At 67.5% G+C, this 21,678-nt stretch carries 23 protein-coding genes; 21 read left to right on the plus strand and 2 right to left on the minus strand.

Features of this window, described 5'->3' with window-relative positions; genetic code table 11:
* Positions 1-36 precede the first annotated feature (36 nt).
* Genes ACWV14_RS04665 through yfcF form a run of 8 tightly spaced genes read left to right on the plus strand, consistent with a single transcriptional unit; the run spans position 37 to position 9,132 of the window.
* A complete protein-coding gene (locus ACWV14_RS04665) occupies positions 37-1,716 on the plus strand; it encodes an AMP-binding protein (RefSeq protein ID WP_454906373.1) in 1,680 nt (559 codons plus the stop codon).
* Complete coding sequence (locus ACWV14_RS04670; protein WP_454906371.1) at positions 1,713-3,341, plus strand: carboxyl transferase domain-containing protein; 1,629 nt, start codon at positions 1,713-1,715, stop codon at positions 3,339-3,341. Before ACWV14_RS04665 ends, ACWV14_RS04670 begins: the two co-directional genes overlap by 4 nt.
* Before the next feature lie 10 nt (positions 3,342-3,351).
* Positions 3,352-4,152: an enoyl-CoA hydratase/isomerase family protein gene (locus ACWV14_RS04675; protein ID WP_454906369.1), complete on the plus strand. Its 801-nt coding sequence runs from the start codon at positions 3,352-3,354 to the stop codon at positions 4,150-4,152.
* 5 nt (positions 4,153-4,157) lie between these two features.
* On the plus strand, positions 4,158-4,661 hold the full coding sequence (locus tag ACWV14_RS04680; RefSeq protein WP_454906367.1) for an SMI1/KNR4 family protein: 504 nt from the start codon (positions 4,158-4,160) through the stop codon (positions 4,659-4,661).
* 15 nt (positions 4,662-4,676) lie between these two features.
* Entirely contained in the window at positions 4,677-5,351 is a 675-nt protein-coding gene (locus ACWV14_RS04685) for a DUF4126 domain-containing protein (protein WP_454906365.1), read from the plus strand.
* Positions 5,344-7,434 carry an acetyl/propionyl/methylcrotonyl-CoA carboxylase subunit alpha gene (locus ACWV14_RS04690; protein ID WP_454906363.1) on the plus strand — a complete coding sequence of 697 codons (2,091 nt, stop codon included), beginning with the start codon at positions 5,344-5,346 and terminating at the stop codon, positions 7,432-7,434. Before ACWV14_RS04685 ends, ACWV14_RS04690 begins: the two co-directional genes overlap by 8 nt.
* A gap of 59 nt (positions 7,435-7,493) precedes the next feature.
* Entirely contained in the window at positions 7,494-8,453 is a 960-nt protein-coding gene (locus ACWV14_RS04695) for a DUF4349 domain-containing protein (RefSeq protein ID WP_454906361.1), read from the plus strand.
* A 43-nt stretch (positions 8,454-8,496) separates the two neighbouring features.
* Complete coding sequence (gene yfcF, locus ACWV14_RS04700; protein WP_454906359.1) at positions 8,497-9,132, plus strand: glutathione transferase; 636 nt, start codon at positions 8,497-8,499, stop codon at positions 9,130-9,132.
* 6 nt (positions 9,133-9,138) lie between these two features.
* Here the strand turns inward: yfcF and ACWV14_RS04705 are convergent, their stop codons facing one another.
* Positions 9,139-9,453: an EthD family reductase gene (locus ACWV14_RS04705; RefSeq protein ID WP_454906357.1), complete on the minus strand. Its 315-nt coding sequence runs from the start codon at positions 9,451-9,453 to the stop codon at positions 9,139-9,141.
* Between the two features lie 80 nt (positions 9,454-9,533).
* Between ACWV14_RS04705 and ACWV14_RS04710 the strand changes: the two genes are divergently transcribed.
* The 13 genes from ACWV14_RS04710 (at position 9,534) to ACWV14_RS04770 (ending at position 20,423) form a co-directional block, all read left to right on the plus strand.
* On the plus strand, positions 9,534-10,454 hold the full coding sequence (locus tag ACWV14_RS04710) for a 2-hydroxyacid dehydrogenase (protein WP_454906355.1): 921 nt from the start codon (positions 9,534-9,536) through the stop codon (positions 10,452-10,454).
* Positions 10,455-10,547: 93 nt separating this feature from the next.
* A complete protein-coding gene (locus ACWV14_RS04715) occupies positions 10,548-11,297 on the plus strand; it encodes an IclR family transcriptional regulator (protein ID WP_454906353.1) in 750 nt (249 codons plus the stop codon).
* Complete coding sequence (locus tag ACWV14_RS04720; protein WP_198968860.1) at positions 11,294-11,683, plus strand: cupin domain-containing protein; 390 nt, start codon at positions 11,294-11,296, stop codon at positions 11,681-11,683. Before ACWV14_RS04715 ends, ACWV14_RS04720 begins: the two co-directional genes overlap by 4 nt.
* A 26-nt stretch (positions 11,684-11,709) precedes the next feature.
* On the plus strand, positions 11,710-12,729 hold the full coding sequence (locus tag ACWV14_RS04725; RefSeq protein WP_454906350.1) for a Bug family tripartite tricarboxylate transporter substrate binding protein: 1,020 nt from the start codon (positions 11,710-11,712) through the stop codon (positions 12,727-12,729).
* A 52-nt stretch (positions 12,730-12,781) separates the two neighbouring features.
* Positions 12,782-14,005, plus strand: coding sequence for a CaiB/BaiF CoA transferase family protein (locus ACWV14_RS04730; RefSeq protein ID WP_454906348.1), 1,224 nt, complete (start codon positions 12,782-12,784; stop codon positions 14,003-14,005).
* The gene (locus tag ACWV14_RS04735) at positions 14,002-15,171 is read left to right on the plus strand and encodes an acyl-CoA dehydrogenase family protein (protein ID WP_454906346.1); all 1,170 of its coding nucleotides are present in this window, start codon (positions 14,002-14,004) and stop codon (positions 15,169-15,171) included. The genes ACWV14_RS04730 and ACWV14_RS04735 overlap by 4 nt, the downstream gene beginning before the upstream one ends.
* A gap of 137 nt (positions 15,172-15,308) precedes the next feature.
* Positions 15,309-16,229, plus strand: a complete 921-nt coding sequence (locus ACWV14_RS04740) for a hydroxymethylglutaryl-CoA lyase (protein WP_422084871.1) — start codon at positions 15,309-15,311, stop codon at positions 16,227-16,229.
* Positions 16,230-16,232: 3 nt separating this feature from the next.
* Positions 16,233-16,874: a homoserine/homoserine lactone efflux protein gene (gene rhtB / locus ACWV14_RS04745; RefSeq protein ID WP_454906344.1), complete on the plus strand. Its 642-nt coding sequence runs from the start codon at positions 16,233-16,235 to the stop codon at positions 16,872-16,874.
* A gap of 14 nt (positions 16,875-16,888) precedes the next feature.
* On the plus strand, positions 16,889-17,377 hold the full coding sequence (locus ACWV14_RS04750; protein WP_422084873.1) for a YbaK/EbsC family protein: 489 nt from the start codon (positions 16,889-16,891) through the stop codon (positions 17,375-17,377).
* Positions 17,374-17,631, plus strand: a complete 258-nt coding sequence (locus ACWV14_RS04755; protein WP_081269663.1) for a DUF1289 domain-containing protein — start codon at positions 17,374-17,376, stop codon at positions 17,629-17,631. The genes ACWV14_RS04750 and ACWV14_RS04755 overlap by 4 nt, the downstream gene beginning before the upstream one ends.
* Positions 17,628-18,275 carry a 2-hydroxychromene-2-carboxylate isomerase gene (locus tag ACWV14_RS04760; RefSeq protein ID WP_454906341.1) on the plus strand — a complete coding sequence of 216 codons (648 nt, stop codon included), beginning with the start codon at positions 17,628-17,630 and terminating at the stop codon, positions 18,273-18,275. Before ACWV14_RS04755 ends, ACWV14_RS04760 begins: the two co-directional genes overlap by 4 nt.
* 181 nt (positions 18,276-18,456) lie before the next feature.
* Positions 18,457-20,151: an MFS transporter gene (locus ACWV14_RS04765; protein WP_454906339.1), complete on the plus strand. Its 1,695-nt coding sequence runs from the start codon at positions 18,457-18,459 to the stop codon at positions 20,149-20,151.
* A gap of 122 nt (positions 20,152-20,273) precedes the next feature.
* Positions 20,274-20,423: a hypothetical protein gene (locus ACWV14_RS04770; RefSeq protein WP_422084876.1), complete on the plus strand. Its 150-nt coding sequence runs from the start codon at positions 20,274-20,276 to the stop codon at positions 20,421-20,423.
* Between the two features lie 18 nt (positions 20,424-20,441).
* Here the strand turns inward: ACWV14_RS04770 and ACWV14_RS04775 are convergent, their stop codons facing one another.
* The gene (locus ACWV14_RS04775; protein ID WP_454906337.1) at positions 20,442-21,554 is read right to left on the minus strand and encodes an ABC transporter substrate-binding protein; all 1,113 of its coding nucleotides are present in this window, start codon (positions 21,552-21,554) and stop codon (positions 20,442-20,444) included.
* Positions 21,555-21,678 lie beyond the last annotated feature (124 nt).

Raw genomic sequence — 21,678 nt, forward strand, 5'->3', positions numbered from 1 at the left:
CCAGAGGGGGAAGGGGGCAGACAAGGAGACAAGGAAATGAACATGACTGCAGCACTGGCCGAGAGCTACGGCAAGGGCGCCACCGACGTCCCCCTCATCGAACAACCCATCGGCGACTTCTTCGACGACATGGTCGCCAGGCAGCCCGACCGCGAAGCGCTCATCAGCCGCCACGAGGGCCAGCGCTTCACCTACCGCGAACTGCAGGCCGAATCCAACAGGCTCGCCAGCGCGCTGCTCGGCCTTGGGCTGAACACCGGCGACCGCGTCGGCATCTGGTCGCACAACAACGTGCCGTGGGTGCTGATGCAGATCGCCACCGCCAAGGTCGGCCTGATCCTCGTCAACATCAACCCCGCCTACCGCACATCCGAACTCGAGTACGCACTCAACAAGGTCGGCTGCAAGGCGCTGGTGACGATGGCGCAGTTCAAGACCAGCGACTACCTGGGCATGCTGCGCGAGCTGGGCCCCGCGCGCCTGCCGCTGCTGCAGCACATCTTCTGGATCGACAAGCCCGGCCAGGGCGACGAACAGCCCGGCATGCGGCGCTTCAGCCAGCTGCTCGCCAGCGGCGATGCGGCCGATCCGCGCATCGCGCAGATCCAGAAGACGCTGAAGGCCACCGACCCGATCAACATCCAGTTCACCAGCGGCACCACGGGCTTTCCCAAGGGCGCGACGCTCACGCACCGCAACATCCTGAACAACGGTTTCTTCATCGGCGAATGCATGAAGCTCTCGCCTATCGACAAGCTGTGCATTCCGGTGCCGCTGTACCACTGCTTCGGCATGGTGCTGGGCAACCTGGCCTGCCTCACGCACGGCTCGGCCATCGTGTACCCGAACGACGGGTTCGATCCGCTCACCGTGCTCGAGACGGTGCAGGCCGAGAAGTGCACCGGCCTGCATGGCGTGCCGACCATGTTCATTGCCGAACTCGACCATCCGCGCTTCAAGGAGTTCGACCTTTCCACGCTGCGCACCGGCATCATGGCCGGCTCGCCATGCCCCATCGAGGTGATGAAGCGCGTGGTCAGCCAGATGCACCTGAGCGAGATCACCATCGCCTACGGCATGACCGAGACCAGCCCTGTGAGCTGCCAGAGCAGCACCGACACGCCGCTGGACCGCCGCGTGTCCACCGTGGGCACCGTGCAGCCGCACCTCGAGGTGAAGATCGTCGACCCCGAGACCGGCGCGATCATGCCGCCCGGACAGTCGGGCGAGCTGTGCACGCGCGGCTATTCGGTGATGCACGGCTATTGGGACGACGAGCCCAAGACGCGCGAAGCCATCGACCCCGAACACTGGATGCACACCGGCGACCTCGCCACCATGGACGCCGAGGGCTACGTCAACATCGTCGGGCGCATCAAGGACCTGGTGATCCGCGGCGGCGAGAACATCTACCCGCGCGAGATCGAGGAGTTCCTCTACCGCCACCCCAAGGTGCAGGACGTGCAGGTGGTCGGCCTGCCCGACAGGAAGTACGGCGAAGAGCTGTGCGCGTGGATCATCGTCAAGCCCGGCCAGAGCGCCACCGACGACGATATCCGCGATTTCTGCAAGGGCCAGATCGCGCACTACAAGGTGCCCAGGTACATCCAGTTCGTCACCGAATTCCCGATGACCGTCACCGGCAAGATCCAGAAATTCAAGATCCGCGAAGCCATGACAGAGCAACTCGGCCTCAGCCAAGAAAAAACCGCATGAGCAAACTCGAAACCAAACTGAACGCCCGCTCGGCCGACTTCCAGGCCAATGCAGCCGCAATGCGCGCGCTGGTCGATGACCTGCGCCAGCAGTTCGCCAAAGTGGAGCAGGGCGGCGGCGAGGCCGCGCGCGCCAAGCACACCGCGCGCGGCAAGCTGCTGCCGCGCGACCGCGTGGCGGAGCTGCTCGACCCGGGCACGCCCTTCCTCGAAATCGCGCCGCTGGCCGCGCATGCGATGTACCTCGACGCCAAGGGGGCCGAGTCGGCACCGGGCGCGGGCATCATCGCGGGCATCGGCCGGGTGAATGGCGTCGATTGCATGATCGTCTGCAACGACGCGACCGTGAAGGGCGGCACCTACTACCCGATGACGGTGAAGAAGCACCTGCGCGCGCAAGAAATTGCCGAGCAGAACCGCCTGCCCTGCATCTACCTGGTGGACTCGGGCGGCGCCAACCTGCCGAACCAGGACGAGGTGTTTCCCGACCGCGACCACTTCGGCCGCATCTTCTACAACCAGGCCAACATGAGTGCGCAGGGCATTCCGCAGATCGCGGTCGTCATGGGCTCGTGCACGGCCGGCGGCGCGTATGTGCCGGCCATGAGCGACGAGTCGATCATCGTGAAGAACCAGGGCACCATCTTCCTGGGCGGCCCGCCGCTCGTGAAGGCAGCCACGGGCGAAGTGGTCACGGCCGAAGACCTGGGCGGCGGCGACGTGCACACGCGCCTGTCGGGCGTGGTCGACCACCTCGCGCAGAACGACCTGCATGCGCTGGCGCTCGCGCGCACGGCGGTGGCCAATCTCAATGCGAAGGCCGCGTCCGAGCCGGCGACAACGGCTTCAGCGGTGCGCGCGCCCGAGTTCCCGCGCGAGGAGCTGTACGGCGTGATCCCCACCGACACGCGCAAGCCCTTCGACGTGCGGGAGATCATCGCGCGCATCGTCGACGGCAGCGAGTTCCACGAGTTCAAGGCCCGCTTCGGTGCCACGCTGGTCTGCGGCTTTGCCGAGATCGAGGGCATGCCGGTAGGCATCATCGCGAACAACGGCATTCTGTTTTCCGAGTCGGCGCAGAAGGGCGCGCACTTCATCGAGCTGTGCTGCCATCGCAAGATCCCGCTGGTGTTCCTGCAGAACATCACCGGCTTCATGGTGGGCCGCAAGTACGAGAACGAAGGCATCGCGCGCCATGGCGCCAAGATGGTGACGGCCGTGGCCACCGCCAACGTGCCCAAGTTCACCATCATCATCGGCGGCAGCTTCGGCGCCGGCAACTACGGCATGTGCGGCCGCGCATACAGCCCGCGCTTTCTCTGGATGTGGCCCAACGCGCGCATCAGCGTGATGGGCGGCGAGCAGGCCGCCAGCGTGCTGGCCACGGTGAAGCGCGACGGCATCGAGCTCAAGGGCGGCAGCTGGAGCAAGGAAGAGGAAGAAGCCTTCAAGGCGCCCATCCGCCAGCAGTATGAAGACCAGGGCCACCCCTACTACGCCACCGCGCGGCTGTGGGACGACGGCATCATCGATCCGGCCGACACCCGCCGCGTGCTGGCGCTGGGCCTGGCGGCCGCGCGCAATGCGCCGGTGCCCGAACCGAAGTTCGGCATCTTCCGGATGTGAGGAGGCCCGCATGAGCGAATACACCAAGCTGCAGCTGAGCTTCGAGGGCACCATCGCCCGCATCTGGCTCGACCAGCCCGACGCGCGCAACGCCTTCGACGACGTCGTCATCGCCGAGTTGACGCAGGCCTTCACCGAAGCCGGCGCCGCGCCGCAGGTCAAGGCCATCGTGCTCGGCGCCAACGGCCCGGCCTTCTGCGCGGGCGCGAATCTCAACTGGATGCGCCGCATGGCCGACTACACGCGCGACGAGAACATCGCCGACGCGGGCAAGCTGGCCGCCATGCTTCGCACGATTGCCGAGTGCCCCAAGCCCACCATCGCGCGCGTGCAGGGCGATGTGTATGCGGGCGGCATGGGGCTGGTCGCCGCATGCGACATGGCCGTGAGCGTGGACACCGCGTGGTATTGCCTGAGCGAAGTGAAGATCGGCCTGGTGCCCGCGACCATCAGCCCCTACGTGCTGCGCGCGATGGGCGCCCGCGCTTCGCAGCGCTACTTCCTCACGGCCGAGCGCTTCACTGCCGCCGAGGCGCACCGCATCGGCTTCGTGCATGAAGTGGTCGCAGCCGATGCGCTCGATGCGAAAGTCGACGAACTGCTGAAGGCCCTGACCGGTGCAAGCCCCGCCGCAGTGCGCGCCTGCAAGCAGCTGATTGCCGACGTTGCCGGTCGCGAGATCGACGACGCGCTGATCGCGAAGACGGTCGAGGGCATCGCCGACATCCGCGCGAGCGACGAGGGCCGCGAGGGCGTGCAGGCCTTCCTGCAGAAGCGCAAGCCCTCGTGGCTGGAAACGAACAAGGCCTGAGCACCATGACGCACGACGCACTCATCGAACGCATGGATGCGTGGCTGGCCGCCCATCGCGCGGACTACCACGCGGTGCTGCAGCCCGGCGTGAGCGACGCCGCGCTCGACGCATTCGAAGCGAAGTTCTCGCTGAAGCTGCCGGAGGCTTTTCGCGCGCTCTACCGCTGGCGCAACGGCCAGCCGAACAGCAGCTTCGACAGCCTGCAGGACAACCGCATGTTCAGCGCGCTCGAGGACATCGCCGACACCAAGGAGATGCTCGACGACATGATCGGCACCGACTTCGAAGACGCCGCCACCTGGCGGCGCGGCTGGGTGCCTTTTCTGTCGAACGGCGGCGGCAGCTACCTGTGCGTCGACATCGATGCCGAAGGCGGCGGGCAGCCGGGGCAGCTCATCGCCTTCTGGAAAGCCGACGAAGACCGTCCCGTCGAACATGCGTCGGTCGAGGCATGGCTCGCGGACCTCGTGGCTTCCATGGAAGCCGGCACCATCGAATTCGACTGAGACAGGGCCGCCGCCATGAACACCAGCCTCGACATGCCCCAGCTCATCGCACTGGCCGCCGCCATCGGCTGGGCCAGCGGCGTGCGGCTCTACCTGGTCGTTCTGCTGACGGGCGTCGTCGGCTACTTCGGCTGGGTGCCGCTGCCCAGCGGGCTGCAGTTACTGGCGCATCCGGTGGTGATTGCGGTCAGCGGCTTCATGGTGTTCATCGAATTCTTCGCCGACAAGATCCCCGGCCTCGATTCGCTGTGGGACGTGGTGCACACCGCCATCCGCATCCCGGCTGGCGCCGCGCTCGCGGCCAGCGTGTTCGGCGCCGACCACGGCGTGATGGCCATCGTCGCGGCGCTGCTGGGCGGCGGCTTCGCGGCCACGGCGCATGCGGCCAAGGCCACCACGCGCGCGGCCATCAACACCTCGCCCGAGCCGTTCTCGAACGTGGGCGCATCGCTGGTCGAAGATTCCATGGTGCCCGCGGGCCTGTGGCTCGCGGTGGCGCACCCTTTCGTCTTTCTCGTGCTGTTCGTGCTGGTGCTTGTGCTGAGCGTGTGGCTCATCCGCAAGAGCTGGCGTTTCCTCAAGGCGCTGTTCGCCCGCGTGGCCCGCATCTTCAGCGGCCGACCCGATCCGGGCGTGGTGCCCGCGTTTCAACTGAAAAAGAATCCTCCGGGAGACACTCCGAATGTTTAAGAAGATCCTCATTGCGAACCGTGGCGAGATCGCCTGCCGCGTCGCGGCAACCGCGCGCCGCATGGCCATTCGCACGGTTGCCGTGTACTCGGACGCCGACGCGCATGCCAACCACGTGCGCGCCTGCGACGAGTCTGTGCACCTCGGCGGCAGCGCCCCGAAAGACAGCTACCTGCGCTGGGAAAAGATCCTCGAAGCCGCCAAGGCCACGGGCGCCGAGGCGGTGCACCCGGGCTACGGCTTCCTCAGCGAGAACGAAGAGTTCGCGCAAGCCTGTGCCGACGCAGGCCTGGTCTTCATCGGCCCGCCGCCCTCGGCCATCAAGGCGATGGGGCTGAAGGCCGAGTCGAAGCAACTGATGGAAAAAGCCGGCGTGCCGCTGGTTCCCGGCTATCACGGCCACGACCAGAACCCGCAACTGCTGCAGCGCGAGGCCGACCGCATCGGCTACCCGGTGCTCATCAAGGCCAGCGCGGGCGGCGGCGGCAAGGGCATGCGCGCGGTCGACAAGGCGGAAGACTTCGCCGCCGCGCTCGCCTCCTGCCAGCGCGAAGCCATCAACAGCTTCGGCGACGACGCGGTGCTGATCGAGAAATACGTGCAGCGCCCGCGCCACATCGAGATCCAGGTGTTCGGCGACACGCACGGCAACTACGTCTACCTGTTCGAGCGCGACTGCTCGGTGCAGCGCCGCCACCAGAAGGTGCTGGAAGAAGCGCCCGCGCCCGGCATGACCGAGGCGATGCGCAAGCAGATGGGCGATGCCGCCGTGGCTGCGGCGCGTGCCGTGAACTACGTGGGCGCCGGAACCGTCGAGTTCATCGTCGAGCAGCGCGAAACTCGCGCCGCGCCGGGCCGCCCCAAGCAAGCGAGCGCCCCCTCGGGGGGCAGCGAGGACACGGCAGTGCCGAGCGTGGGGGCCGATTCCGTCGAGATGAACTTCTTCTTCATGGAGATGAACACGCGCCTGCAGGTCGAACACCCTGTGACCGAAGCCATCACCGGGCTCGATCTCGTCGAATGGCAACTGCGCGTGGCCTCGGGTGAAGTGCTGCCCGCCAAGCAGGCCGACCTGAAGATCCACGGCCACGCCATCGAGGCGCGCATCTGCGCCGAGAATCCCGACAACAACTTCCTGCCCGCCACCGGCACCCTGCGCGTGTACCGCAAGCCTCAGGCAACGGCCTTCCAGCGCAGCCGCGTGCGCATCGACGACGGCGTGCGCGAGGGCGGCGAGATCTCGCCCTTCTACGACTCGATGATCGCCAAGCTCATCGTGCACGGCGCCACGCGCGAAGAGGCGCTGGCCCGGCTCGACGCCGCGCTGGCGCAGGTGCAGATCGTGGGCGTGCAGACCAACGTGCAGTTCCTGCGCGGCATCCTGGCGACCGAATCGTTCTCCAGGGCCAACCTCGACACTGCGCTGATCGAGCGCGAGCGCGCGGTGCTGTTCGACCGTGAGGCGCTGGGCCTGCCGCTGGCCGCGGCCGCCGCCATCACGCGCACGCTGGTCACCGAATGGCCCGGCAAGATGCCCGACCCCTTCGCTCGCCGCGACGGCTGGCGCTCGCTTGGCGAGTACCGGCGTCATTTCGACTTCGAGTTCCGTGGCGCGGAGCAGACCACCGTGCTCACCTACAAGCGCGACGGCGGCCTGTGGCTGGAAGCCGGCGGCACCGAGGGTCCGCTGGTCATCGGCCAGTTCCCGTCGGGCGAATTCGAGGTCGAGTTCGCCGGCATGCGCCAGACGCTCGACGTGCATCTCGACGGCGCCACGGCCCACGTCTTCGCATCGAAGGGCGCGACCAGGATCACCACCATCGACCGCCTCGCGCACGCCGGCGACGCCCAGGCCGAAGGCGGTCGGCTCACCGCGCCGATGCCCGGCAAGGTGGTGTCGTTCGCCGTCAAGGCCGGCGACAAGGTCAGCCGCGGCCAGCCGCTCGCAGTGATGGAAGCCATGAAGATGGAGCACACCATCGCGGCGCCGGCCGACGGCACCGTGGAGGAGCTGATGTTCACTCCCGGCGAGCAGGTGGCCGAAGGCGACGAATTGTTGCGAATGGCCGCGGCAACGGCTTAACCCCGTTCCGGGCGCTGGCCCGTATCAGCTGCGGTAGTCATTCTTTCAAAGGGATTTTCATGACCGCTCGCAGGCCTTTCGGCTCTTTCTTCTTCGCCCGCCATCGCTCGGGCCTCGCCCTGCTGGCCCTGGCGGCAGCCTTGTCGCTGGCCGGCTGCGGCCGCACCAACGGGCGCGACGAATCGCTCGCACGGCCGGCGCCACCCGCGCCGATGCAGGCCGCCGCCGGCTACGGCGGTGGCATGGCGATGAAGGAGTCGCGCTCGCGCATGGCCGACACGGCCGCGGAGCCGTCGGCGGCCGAGGCGTCGCCACAAGACTCGCCGCTGCAGCGCTTCCTGGCAGTGCGGCAGGACTTGAGCGTCGAGGTGCCGGCGGAGCAACTGGCCGACGCATGGGGCAAGGTGCGCGACCTGTGCGGCACGCTCAAGTGCGAGCTGCTGTCGTCCTCGCTGCTGCGCGAAACGCCCCAGCAGCCCGGCAACGCCATGCTGGAGATGCGCGTGGAGCCCGCCGATGTCGACAAGCTGCTCGGCGGCCTGGCCGGCGTGGCGAACGTGGTTTCGCACACCACCACCAGCGAGGACAAGACCGCCGAGGTGATCGACGTCGAAGCCCGCATCAAGAACCGCACCGAGTTCCGCGACAGCCTGCGCGTCATGCTGCGCGACACCGTCACCAAGCGCACCATGGCCGACCTGCTGTCGATCCAGCGCACGCTGTCGGACACCCAGGCCGAGCTCGACGCCATCGCCACGCAGCGCAAGGTGCTGGCACAGGAGACCAGCAAGCAGCACATCCAGATCCAGTTCACGCCCAAGCGCGCACTGGTGAGCAACGGCGACGGCTACAGCCCGATGCGGCAAGCGCTGCGCAACGCGGGCTCGGTGCTGGCGGAGAGCGTGGGCGCGCTCATCACCTTCATCGCGGCGGTGCTGCCGTGGCTGGTGCTGGTGGTGCTGCCGCTGGGGTGGCTGGTGCGGGTGCTGTGGCGCCGCCGGCGTTCTAAGATGGCGTGAGGCCCGCGGTCGGGCCTGCCGTCAAACCCAGGAGCCATTCCCGATGCAGGACCCGATCCGTCTCTACGTGGACGCGCAGTTCGCAAGCCCTTACGCCATGTCCGTGTTCGTCGCACTGCATGAAAAGCAGATTGACTTCGAGATGGTGCCCGTTGATCTGGCGGCGCTCGAACACCGCGCGTCTGGTTTCTCGCAGTTGTCGCTGACGCAGCGCGTGCCGACGCTGGTGCAGGGCGACTTCGCGCTGTCGGAATCGTCGGCCATCACGGAATACATCGACGAAGTCTTTGCGGGTACGCCGCTGTATCCGAAGGACTCGCGCGCCAAGGCCAGGGCGCGCCAGCTGCAGGCCTGGATTCGCAGCGACCTGATGCCGATCCGGCAGGAGCGGCCAACCGAGGTCGTGTTCTTCAGGCCGTCGAGCGCGCCGCTGTCCGCGGCGGCACAGGCCTCGGCGAAGTCGCTGTTCGACGCGGTGGAGGCGCTGCTGCCCGCCGATGCGCACAACCTGTTCGGGGAATGGTCGATCGCCGATGTGGATCTGGCGCTGATGCTGAATCGGCTGGTGCTGAATCGGCTGGTGCTGAACGGGGACGAAGTGCCGCAGCGGCTGGCCGCGTATGCGGCGCGGCAGTGGCAGCGGCCTTCGGTTCAGCGGTGGGTGAAGCTGGCGCGCTGACCCGCGTCAGCCCACCACCACTTCGCTGATCTGCATCACCGGCGCGATGTCGGTGTAGTTCTTCACGTCGCCCATGATCTCCTTCATGTGCGGGCCGAAGGCCTTCTGGAAGGCTTCGACGGATTCGCTGAACACGTGGCACATGCCGACGTAGGTGGGCGCGGAGCCCGGTGCGCCGCCGGCCAGGCCTTTGTCGATGGTGTACGAGAGGCAGGCGTCGCCCATGCGGGCCTTCAGCATCGGCATGTGCTTGTCGCGGTAGTAGTCGTGGTCGAACCGTGCGCCTGGGGTGTGGGGGTACATCACGCTGACTTTGATCATTGGTGTCTCCTGATGATGTGGGTCGTTCGAGCATAGCCATCCGTGCGCGCCGCGTCAGCGGCTTCACTAAGATTCGGCCCATGCGAATCACCGTCTACCTCACCGACAACCGCCCAGAACCCTGGATCGAAGGCCTCAAGGCCGAACTCCCCGATGCCGTCATCGAGCCCTGGAAGCCCGGCGCTCCGCAGGCCGACCATGCCGTGGTGTGGGCGCCGCCGCAGGAGCTCATCGACGAGCAGCCGCAGCTGCGCGGCATCTTCAACATCGGCGCGGGCGTCGATGCGCTGCTCAAGCTCAAGGTGCCGGCGCACACGCGCATCGTGCGGCTCGACGACGCGGGCATGTCGGTGCAGATGGCCGAGTACGTGTGCCACACGCTGATTCGCCACTTCCGCGAGTTCGACGCCTACGAGGCCGACGCGCGCGAGGGCAAGTGGAGCTATCGCAAGCCGAAGCTGCGGCGCGACTTCCCGGTCGGCATCATGGGCCTGGGCGTGCTGGGCGAGCGCGTGGCCAGGGCCGTGGCGCAGTTCGAGTTCCCGGTGCTCGGCTGGAGCCGCACGCCGAAGGACATCGACGGCGTGCAGGTGTTCAGCGGCGAGGCGCAGTTCGACGAGTTCCTGTCGTCCACGCGCGTGCTGGTCAACCTGCTGCCGCTGACCGAGGCCACGCGCGGCATCCTGAACCGCAAGACGCTCGGCAAGCTCAAGCCCGAGGGCTATCTGATCAGCATCGCGCGTGGCGGCCACCTGGTGGAAGACGACCTGATCCCGATGCTCGACGCCGGTGAACTCGCGGGCGCCACGCTCGACGTGTTCCAGGTCGAGCCGCTGCCTGCCGACCATGCCTTCTGGCGCCATCCGAAGATCACCGTGACGCCGCACGGCTCGGCGCGCACGCTGCGCGAGGAGTCCATCGCCCAGATCGCCGGGAAGATCCGCGCAATGGAGCAGGGCCTTCCGATCGCCGGCGTGGTCGACCCGGCACGCGGCTACTGAAGGCAGGCGCCGCCGCTTCCAACGCTGCCGGAATTCGGCGCGGGCAGGGGAAACCCTGAAGCGCGAGTTTTTCACAAACATGAAAATCTTTTCATGACTGTGAAAACTGCGTTTCGGGTGATCGAGATCGTCGAGCTGTTCGCGCGGGAGAAGCAGCCGCTGGCGCTTTCGGAGATGGCGCGGCTGCTCGACATGCCGGTGTCCAGCTGCCTGGGGCTGATCCGCACCCTCGAAGAGCAGGGCTACATGTATGAAACCGGCCGCCGCCAGGGCTACTACCCGACCGGTCGGCTGCTGGCGATGGCGCAGGTCATCGCCGCCCACGACCCGGTGCTCGACCGGGTGAAGGCCACGCTGGAAGAACTGCGCGACGCGGCACGCGAGACGGTGGTCTTCGGCAAATTCCGCGACGCGGGCCAGGTGGTGTACCTGGAGGTGCTGAGCGCACCGCAAGCCATCCGCTATTCCGCCGAGTCGGGCGAGACGCGCCCGGCCTATGCCAATTCGCTGGGCCGCGCGCTGCTGTCCACGCTCGAACCCGAGGCGCGCCGCAAGCTGCTGGGCGGCATGGCGCTCGCGCCGCTGACCGAAGCCACGCTCACCACCGCCGAAGCCATCGAAGCCGAGCTGCAGCGCGGCGCCGCGCGCGGCTGGTACGGCAACCTCGGCGAAAGCATTCCCGACCTGATCGGCCTGGCCTGGCCGCTGCGCATCGGCGGCGAGGCCTATGCCATCTCGGTCGCGGGCCCGCGCTACCGCATGGAGCCGCGCATCGAAGACATCGCCGCGATGCTGCGCTCCGCCTGCCTCGCCATCGAACCCAAGACCGAGAACCCCCGATGACCACCTCCACCGCCCGCTACTTCGTTCGAGAAGCCGACATCGCCGGCTACCACCCCGCCAACCACACCGGCACGCTGAACAAGCGGCTGATCGGCCCCGAGACGGTGGGCGCGAAGCAGCTCGAGGTGCTGGTCGGCCACATCCAGAAGGGCAAGGGCGCGCTGCCGCATGCGCACCCTGGCATCGAGCAGGTCTGCTACATGCTCGAAGGCCGCGCGGTCGCCGAGGTGGGCGGACAGCGGCAGGAGCTGCACCCTGGAGACAGCTGCTTTTTTCCGGCCGACGCGATGCACACCTTCACGGTGGTGAGCGACGAGCCGGTGCGCGTGCTGGTGATCTACAGCCCGCCGTACGAGGAATCGCCGGAGCGCGTGATCCGGCCCTGAAGCGACAACAACCCGGAGACAAGCAAATGCAGACAACGAAGAACGCGACCGAGAAATCGGTCGTGGTGGCAAGCCGCCGCCGTTTCATTTCCATCGGTGCCGCCACGGGCCTGGCCAGTGCGGCGCCCTGGGCCTTCGCGCAGGACGGCGGCTACCCGAAGCAGCCGATACGCATCGTCGTGCCCTTCGCAGCCGGCAGCGGCACCGACGCTGTGGCGCGCATCACCGGGCAGATGCTCGGCGATGCGCTCAAGGGCTCGGTCATCGTCGACAACAAGGCTGGCGCCAACGGCGTGATCGGCGCGGAAGCCGTGGCCAAGGCGCCGCCAGATGGCTACACGCTGTTCATGACCACCAACACCACGCACTCGGCCAACCCGAGCCTGATGAAGTCGCTGCCCTACGACCCGGTGAAAGACTTCGCGCCTGTCAGCCGCATGGGCAACCTGCCGTTCATGCTGGTGGTGAACAACGACCTGCCGGTGAAGAGCGTGGCCGAGCTGCTGGCCTGGGGCCGCGCGCATCCCGGCAAGCTGACTTACGCGAGCGGCAACAGCACCGGCATCGTGAGCGGCGCCACGCTGTCGCGCATGAGCGGCGTGCCGATGCTGCACGTGCCCTACAAGAGCACCCCGCCCGCGATTGCCGACCTGATCGGCGGGCAGGTGTCGATGATGGTGGTCGACCTCGCCGCGGGGCTTGCAACGGTGAAGGCCGGCAAGATGCGCGCGATTGCCGTCACCACGCAGGAGCGCACCAAGCTCTTCCCCGAGCTGCCGCCGCTGGCCGACACGCCGGAGCTGAAAGGCTTCGACATCACCTCGTGGAACGGCGTGTTCGCACCGGCCGGCACGCCGCGCGACATCGTGCTGAAGCTCAACAAGGTGCTGTCGGACATGGCGAACGGAGCGGTCTTCCGCGAGCGCGTGGCGAAGCTGGGCTTCGATGCCTTTGGCAGCACGCCGGAGGAGCTGGGGGCGTTCACGGTGTCTGAATTGGCGAAGTGGAAGAAGCTCATCCAGGCGGCCGGCATTCAACCCGAATGAGCGAGCTGAATTTCTCCCTCCCCCCAGAAGGGGAAGGAGCCAACGCAAAGACATGAATACATCCGGACCTCTCCAAGGCATCCGCATCCTCGACCTCACGGCCGTGGTGATGGGCCCCTACGCCACCCAGACGCTCGGCGACCTCGGCGCCGACATCGTCAAGGTGGAGCCGCCCGGTGGCGACAACCTGCGCGCCGTGGGGCCGATGCGCCACGCGGGCATGGGTGCGATGGCGATACACCTCAACCGCAACAAGCGTTCCATCGTGCTCGACCTCAAGCAGCCCGAGGGCCGCGAGGCTTGCTTGAAGCTGGCGGCGGGCTGCGATGCGCTGATCTACAACACGCGACCGCAGGCGATGGCGCGGCTCGGGCTCGGCTACGAAGCCGTGGCGGCGGCCAACCCCAAGATCGTCTACCTCGGCGCCTTCGGCTACGGCGAGCAGGGCCCCTACGCCGGCAAGCCCGCGTACGACGACCTGATTCAAGGCGCGGCCGGCATCGCTTCGCTGTTCGCGCAGCAAAGCGGCGGTGAGCCGCGCTACGCGCCCGTCACGCTGGCCGACCGCGCGGTGGGGCTGCAGGCGGCCATCGCATTGCTCGCCGCCGTGCTGCATGCGCAGCGCACCGGCAAGGGCCAGGCGGTGGAGGTGCCGATGTTCGAGGCGCTCTCGCAGTTCGTCATGGGCGATCACCTCGGCGGCCACAGCTTCGAGCCGCCGCTCGGCCCCACCGGCTACGCGCGCCTGCTCGCGCCGCACCGCAAGCCCTATGCGACCTCGGACGGGCACCTCAGCGTGCTGATCTACAACGACAAGCACTGGCAGGCCTTCTTCGACGTGATCGGCCGGCCCGAGCTGCGCGACTCGCCCATGTTCGGCACGCACACCGCGCGCGCCGCGAACATCGGCGCCGTGTACGCCTTCGTTGCCGAAGTGATGGCCACCCGCACCAGCGACGAATGGTTCGCCGCGCTGGCGGCGGCCGACATTCCGGTCGCGCGCCTGCACAGCACCGACAGCCTGCTCGACGACCCGCACCTGCGTGCCGTGGGCTTCTATCCCGAGTTCGACCATCCGAGCGAAGGGCGCATCCGCACCCTCGCGCCGGTCGGCCGTTACAGCGCCACGCCCACCGCCATACGCCGCCCCGCGCCGCGCATCGGGGAGCAGAGCGTGGAGCTGCTGCGCGAGGCGGGCTACGACGACGAGAGCATCGAACGCATGCTGGCGCGCGGCGTCACGCTGCAACCGGAACCAACGAAAGACAGCGAATGAATTTTTCCCTGAACGATGACCAGCGCTCGCTGGTCGCGGCCATCGAGCGCCTGTGCGAAGACTTCCCGGCCGACTACTGGCGCGACCATGACGACCGCGCCGTGTTCCCGCACGAGTTCCATCGCGCCGTGGCCCGCAGCGGCTGGCTCGGCATCGCCATGCCCGAGGCGCAAGGGGGCGCGGGCCTCGGCATCACCGAGGCGGCGCTGATGATGCGCGCCATCAGTGCGTCGGGCGCGGGCATGTCGGGCGCGTCGTCGGTGCACATGAACATCTTCGGGCTCAACCCGGTGGTGGTGTTCGGCACAGAGGAACAGCGCCAGCGCTTCCTGCCGCCGCTCATCGCCGGCACCGAGAAGGCCTGCTTCGCGGTGACCGAGCCCGATGCGGGGCTCGACACCACCAGCCTCAAGACGCAGGCGGTGCGCCAGCCCGATGGCGGCTACCTGCTGCACGGCCGCAAGATCTGGATCTCGACCGCGCAGGTGGCCGACCGCATGCTGATCCTCACGCGCACCACGCCGCTCGACCAGGTGAAGAAGCCCACGCAAGGCCTCACGCTCTTCTACACGCCGCTGGACCGCAGCAAGGTCGAGGTGCGCGAGATCCACAAGCTCGGCCGCGCGGCGGTGGACTCCAACATGCTCTTCATCGACGGTCTCGCGGTGCCTGAAGAAGACCGCATCGGCGAGGAGGGCAGGGGCTTCGAATACATCCTGCACGGGCTCAACCCGGAGCGCATCCTCATCGCGGCGGAAGCCATCGGCATCGGCCGCGCGGCGTTGCGCATCGCCTCGCAGTACGCGCAGGAGCGGGTCGTGTTCGGCCGGCCCATCGGCCAGAACCAGGGCGTGGCGCACCCGCTGGCGCGCGCCTGGGCCAACCTGGAGGCGGCCGACCTGATGATGCTCAGGGCAGCCACGCTGTACGACGCGGGCCAGCCCTGCGGCGTCGAGGCCAACGCCGCCAAGTACCTCGCGGCCGAGGCGGCGCACGATGCCTGCCAGAACGCGGTGCTCACGCTCGGCGGCATGGGCTATGCCAAGGAATACCACGTGGAGCGGCTGCTGCGCGAGAGCTACATACCGCGCATCGCGCCGGTGAGCCCGCAGATGATCCTGAACTTCATCGCAGAGAAGGCGCTGGGGCTGCCCAAGTCTTACTGAGCCGCGCGGCTGGCACCATTTGCAACCTCGCAGGCGCGCATTGCTACCTCGCGGGACTCGTGCGGCGAGCAGGGCATTGGCAGGTGTCGGACAATCGAAGGCGGTCTTCCATCCTCCCGCGATACAAGAGACATCCCATGAAACTCCCCACCCAAGTCAAGATCGTCGACGTCGGCCCGCGCGACGGCCTGCAGAACGAAAAGCAGCCGGTCTCGGCCGAAGTGAAGATCGGCCTCGTGCACCGCCTGCAGGACGCGGGCCTGAAGGAGATCGAGGTCACCAGCTTCGTGAGTCCGAAGTGGGTGCCGCAGATGGCCGACAACGCCGAGGTGATGCACGGCATCCGCCGCCAGCCCGGCGTGCGCTACTCGGTGCTCACGCCGAACATGAAGGGCTTCGAGGCCGCCATCGCCGCGCCGCGCGAGGAGTGGCCCGACGAGATCGTGGTGTTCGGCGCCGCCAGCGAAGCCTTCAGCCAGAAGAACATCAACTGCTCGATCGCCGAGAGCATCGAGCGCTTCGCGCCCGTGGTGGCCGCGGCGCTCGAGAAGGGCATCCGTGTGCGCGGTGCCATGTCGTGCACCGTGGGCTGCCCCTATGAAGGCGATATCGCGCCGGCCAAGGTCGGTTATCTCGCGCAGCTGATGAAGGGCATCGGCGTGCAGCGCGTGGACGTGGCCGACACCATCGGCGTGGGCACGCCGCGCAAGGTGCAGGCGGCAATGGAAGCCACGCTGGCGCACTTCGAAGTCGACGCCATTTCAGGGCACTTTCACGACACCTACGGGCAGGCGCTGGTCAACACGCTGGCGGCGCTCGAACTGGGCGTGTGGAACTTCCAGTCGTCCTCGGCCGGCCTGGGCGGCTGCCCCTACGCCAAGGGCGCTACGGGCAACGTGGCAACGGAAGACGTGGTCTACATGCTGCACGGCATGGGCATCGAGACCGGCATCGATCTCGACAGGCTGATCGACGCGGGCGTGTACATCAGCGAGGCACTGGGCCGCGAGCCGAACTCGCGCGCGTCGAAGGCCATCCGCACCAAGCGGGCGGGTTGAAGCATGGACCTGCATGTCTGGCTCGCATTCCTGGTGGCGAGTTGTGTCATCGCGGTGTCGCCCGGTTCTGGCGCTGTGCTCAGCATGAGCCACGGCCTCAGCTACGGCGTGCGTCGCACCACCGCGACCATCGTCGGGCTGCAATTGGGGCTGGCGGTGATCCTGCTGGTGGCCGGCCTCGGCGTGGGTGCGGTGCTCACCGCCTCGGCCACCGCTTTCACGGTAATCAAGGTGGTGGGCGCCTGCTACCTGCTGTGGCTGGGCTGGCGCCAATGGCGCGCGCCCGTGGCGCCGGCGGCGAATGCCGACGGCGGCGAGGCCGCGCGCGAGCCCGACCTCACGGCGCCCCAGCGCGTGCTGCGCGGCTTTCTCACCAACGTGACCAACCCCAAGGGCATCGTCTTCATGGCCGCGGTGCTGCCGCAGTTCATCCAGCCGACGCGCCCGCTGTGGCTGCAGCTGCTGGTGCTGCTGGCCACGACGGTGATGGTCGACGTGACCGTGATGCACGGCTACGCCTGGCTGGCCGCGCGGCTGCAGGGCGTGCTGCGCAGCGTGCGCGCCCGGCGCGCGCAGAACCGCGTCTTCGGCGGCGTGCTCATGAGCATGGGCGCGTTCCTGTTCCTCTTCAAGCGCAGCGCCTGATAGATTCGAATCCCATGTGCGGCTCCGAACTCCACTCCCTCCCCGAAGGCGTCCAGCGCGTTTCCCGCGTGCTGCAGGACGCCGGCCATCCCCATTCGCCACGCATGCTCGATGACGCCTGCCGCACCGCGCAGCAGGCGGCCGACGCGCTCGGCATTTCCGTCGGGCAGATCGCCAAGAGCATCATCTTCCGCCGCAAGAGCGACGAGGTAGCGGTGCTGGTCATCACCTCGGGCGACAAGCGCGTGGACGAGAAGAAGGTCGATGCGCTGATCGGCAAGACCGGCCGCGCCGACGCCGACTTCGTGAAGGCGCGCACCGGCTTCACCATCGGCGGCGTGTCGCCAGTGGGCCACCTGACCAAGCCGGTGGTGCTGATCGACCGCGAGCTGTTCCGCTTCGAGGAAATCTGGGCCGCGGCGGGCCATCCGCATGCGGTGTTCCAGCTGCGCCCGCAAGACCTCGAGAAGCTCACCGGCGCGCCGGTGGCGGACGTGGTGTGAATTTCGGCGAAGCGCAGACGCTGGCCGAGCGCGCCGTGGCCGTGCAGGCCATGGCCGAAGACGTGCCCTCGCCTTGCTCGTCGGTGTGCCGCATGGACCGCCTGAGCGGCTTCTGTGAAGGCTGCCTGCGCACCATTCCCGAAATCGCGGGCTGGAGCAAGATGGAAGACGAGACCCGGCGCCATGTGTGGCGCGCGATAGAGTTGCGGGCGCTCGCCGGCATCTGGCGCGCCCCAGGAGACCACGCCGCATGAAGCACATCGACTTCTATCTCGACTTCATCTCGCCCTACGCGCACCTTGCGTTCGAGCACCTGCCAGAGGCGCTCGAAGGGCTGAGCTACAGCGTGGCCTACAAGCCGGTGCTGCTGGGCGCGCTGCTCAAGCAGCACGGCCAGCTCGGCCCGGCGGAGATTCCGTCCAAGCGCAGCTGGACCTACCGCCACGTGCTCTGGCTGGGCCACGCGCACGGCATCCGGATCGAGATGCCCGCCTCGCATCCGTACAACCCGCTGGCGCACCTGCGGCTCGCGCTGTCGACCGGCGACGACGGCACCATCAGCCGCCTCGTGGCCGAGACCGTCTTTCGCCATGTGTGGCGCGGCGGCGAGGAAGCGAGAGACTCCGCGCGCCTTGCCGCGCTCACCGCGCAGCTCGAGCCCCTGCGCGACGCGAACAGCGACGAGAGCAAGGCCCTGCTCAAGCGCAACACCGAAGAGGCGCTGCAGCTGGGCGTGTTCGGCACGCCGGCCTATGTGGTCGACGGGCGCCTGTTCTGGGGCTTCGACGGCCTCGCGATGCTGCGTGCCTACCTGAGCGGCGACGCATGGTTCGACGGTCCGCAATGGACCGCGGCCGACCAGCGCCCGTCGCTGCTGCGCAGCAGCAAGCCGGGCTGAGGACAAACCCGAGCAAGGGTCCGATTTCTTACAAGCTGAAACGCACTGCGCGGGTTTCACCCTAATCCGTAAGCGCCGATTCAGTTTCGCGAAAGCCTCGGGTCAGTCGCGCCTCCAAGAATGCCTCACGGTCTCCGGAATCGGGGAACCGCATGGACGCATACACACAGGAGACGACCAAATGGCAGCCACACTAGATTCGCGGGGAGTGCCGCATCCGGCCCCCCGGCCCATGTCAGCCGAGGAGAAGAAAGTCATCTTCGCCTCGTCGCTCGGCACCGTGTTCGAGTGGTACGACTTCTACCTCTACGGCTCGCTGGCCGCGATCATCGCCAAGCAGTTCTTCAGCGGCCTGGATGCGGGCGCGGCCTTCATCTTCGCGCTGCTGGCGTTCGCCGCCGGCTTCCTGGTGCGTCCGTTCGGTGCCATCGTGTTCGGCCGCCTGGGCGACATGATCGGGCGCAAGTACACCTTCCTGGTCACGATCCTGATCATGGGCCTGTCGACCTTCATCGTCGGCCTGCTGCCCAGCTACGCGACCATCGGCGTCGCGGCGCCGGTGATCCTGATCGCGCTGCGCATGCTGCAGGGCCTGGCGCTCGGCGGCGAGTACGGCGGTGCCGCCACCTACGTGGCCGAGCACTCGCCGCACGGCAAGCGCGGTGCCTACACCTCGTGGATCCAGACGACGGCCACGCTCGGCCTGTTCCTGAGCCTGCTGGTGATCCTGGGCGTGCGCGAAGGCCTGGGCGAAGCGGTGTTCAACGACTGGGGCTGGCGCATTCCGTTCCTGGTGTCGATCCTGCTGCTGGGCATCTCGGTGTGGATCCGCCTGACGCTGTCGGAATCGCCCGCCTTCCAGAAGATGAAGGCCGAGGGCAAGACCTCGAAGGCGCCGCTGTCCGAGTCCTTCGGCCAGTGGAAGAACCTGAAGATCGTGATCCTGGCGCTGGTGGGCCTGACGGCCGGTCAGGCGGTGGTCTGGTATTCGGGCCAGTTCTATGCGCTGTTCTTCCTGACGGCACAGCTGAAGGTCGACGCGACCACGGCCAACCTGATGATCGCCGCGGCGCTGCTGCTGGGCACGCCCTTCTTCGTGATCTTCGGTACGCTGTCCGACAAGATCGGCCGCAAGCCGATCATCATGGCCGGCTGCCTGCTGGCCGTGGTCACCTACTTCCCGGTCTTCAAGATGCTGACCGAAGCCGCCAACCCCGACCTGGCCCGCGCACAGGCCACCGCCGGCGTGACGGTGACGGCCGACCCGGCGACCTGCTCGTTCCAGGGCAACCCGGTGGCCCGCGAGATCGACTTCAAGAGCTCGTGCGACATCGCCAAGCGCTACCTGGTGCAGAACTCGGTGAGCTATGAGAACGTGGCCGGCGCGCCGGGCTCCAAGGCCGTGGTGAAGATCGGCGACAAGACCGTCGAGGCGCCCATCGGCAACGTGGTGAACCTCAAGTTCGACGAGAACTCCGCCAAGGAAATTGCCGCCTTCAAGAAGGGCGTGGCCGAAGACCTGAAGGTCGCGGGCTACCCGTCCAAGGCCGACCCCGCGAAGATGAACAAGGTGCTGACGGTGCTGCTGCTGTTCTGGCTGGTGCTGCTGGTGACCATGGTCTACGGCCCGATCGCCGCGATGCTGGTCGAGATGTTCCCCACGCGCATCCGCTACACCTCCATGAGCCTGCCGTACCACATCGGCAACGGCTGGTTCGGCGGCCTGCTGCCGACCACCGCCTTCGCCATCGTGGCTTCCACCGGCAACATGTACAACGGCCTCTGGTACCCGATCATCATCGCGGGCATCACGCTGGTGATCGGCACGCTGTTCATCCGCGAGACCAAGGACGTGGACATCTACGCCAACGACTGAGTCCGCCGCAAGCAGGAGGGCGCAACGCCCTCCGTTCAACAAAGAGGCTTCATGCCACCCCGCATGAAGCCTTTTTCTTGAGCCCTTTCCCTTCATCCCCCAGTTTTCAGGAGACCAGACCCATGTGGAAGATCGTCGTCGGCTTCATCGCTTTTGCCGCACTCGCCCTGTTCGTGATTTCCAAGGCCGGCGACAAGGTCGACATGTCGGGCGAGAAGCACGGCGGCGACACCGCCACGCACGAGCCCGCGCCGGCCGCCGCGCCGAAGTAGGTTCGCGGAACTGGCTGGCTAGCGCTTGAAGCGGCCGTCGCTGATGATCGACAGGTCGGCGAAGTCGATGCCGCTGTGGTCCTGCGGCGAGTAGCTCACCTCCAGCCCGCCGCCCAGGTCGAAGCCCTTGATGGTCTCCAGCGCGGCCGTCACCTTGGCTCGCGTGGGCTTGGGGCCGGCGCGGCGCAGCGCCTCCACCAGCACCTTGGCCGACGCGAAGCCCTCGAGCGCGGCCGGCGACAGCTCCGCCTGGCCCTTGGCCTGCGCCAGCGTCAGCGCTTCCTTCACCATCGGCTGGCCCAGCGAGCGTTCGTTAGGGAACACCTGCGTCACGATCACGCCCTTGCTCGCATCGCCCAGTTGCTTGATGAAGCCCGACGAGGCGTTGTTCGACAGCGTGACCACCTGCGCCGCCGAGCCCGCCGCGCGCAGCGCCTTGATGCCGTCCACCACCGCGACGCCCGAGCCGATCCACACCACGGCCTGTGCGTTGGCCTCCTTGATGGCCGGCACGATGGTCTTGTAGTCGGGCTTGTCGCGGTCGGCCGGAATGGTCGCGGTCGGCTTGGCCCCGCCCTTGGTGAAGCCGGCCATCGCGCCCTCGAGCGCGTCCTGCCCGAACGAGTCGGTCACGTACACCACCGCGATGCGGGTGAGGCCAATGGTCAGCAGGTGCTGCACCGCCTTCTCCGCCTCGCGCTGGTAGGTGGCGCGCACGTTGAACACATGCTTCTGCAGCGGCTTGTGCAGCACCATCGCGCCGGTCGAAGGGCCGATGAGCGCCACGTCGTACTTGTCGAGCCAGGGGATGATGGCCTGCGAATGCGGCGTGCCCCGGCTCATGAACAGCGCCAGCACTTTCTTGTCCTCGATCAGCGCGCGGGCGTTGTCGCCGGCGCGCTTCACGTCGAAGCCGTCGTCCATGCGCAACACCTCGATCTTCTCGCCGTGGATGCCGCCCTGCGCGTTGACCGCGTCGATCACCAGCTGAGCGCCGCCGATGGTCTCGTTCACGCTCGCGGCCACCGAGCCGGTCATGCCTGCGGTCTGGCCGATCAGGAGCTGGGCCGAGGCGCCGACGGCGCTGAAAGCCAGCAGGGCTGAGGCGCAAAGCGTGCGCGTCTTCGTCATGGAAACCTTTCGGAACAGGGCTGGGAAGCGGTGCGTGAATTGGCGTAAGCAAACGTCGTATTTGTTTCCAGAAGTGTCTCGAACTCCATTCGGACAAACCCCTGCGCGGGCACGGACCTTGTGA

This window comes from Variovorax durovernensis, assembly GCF_977011995.1.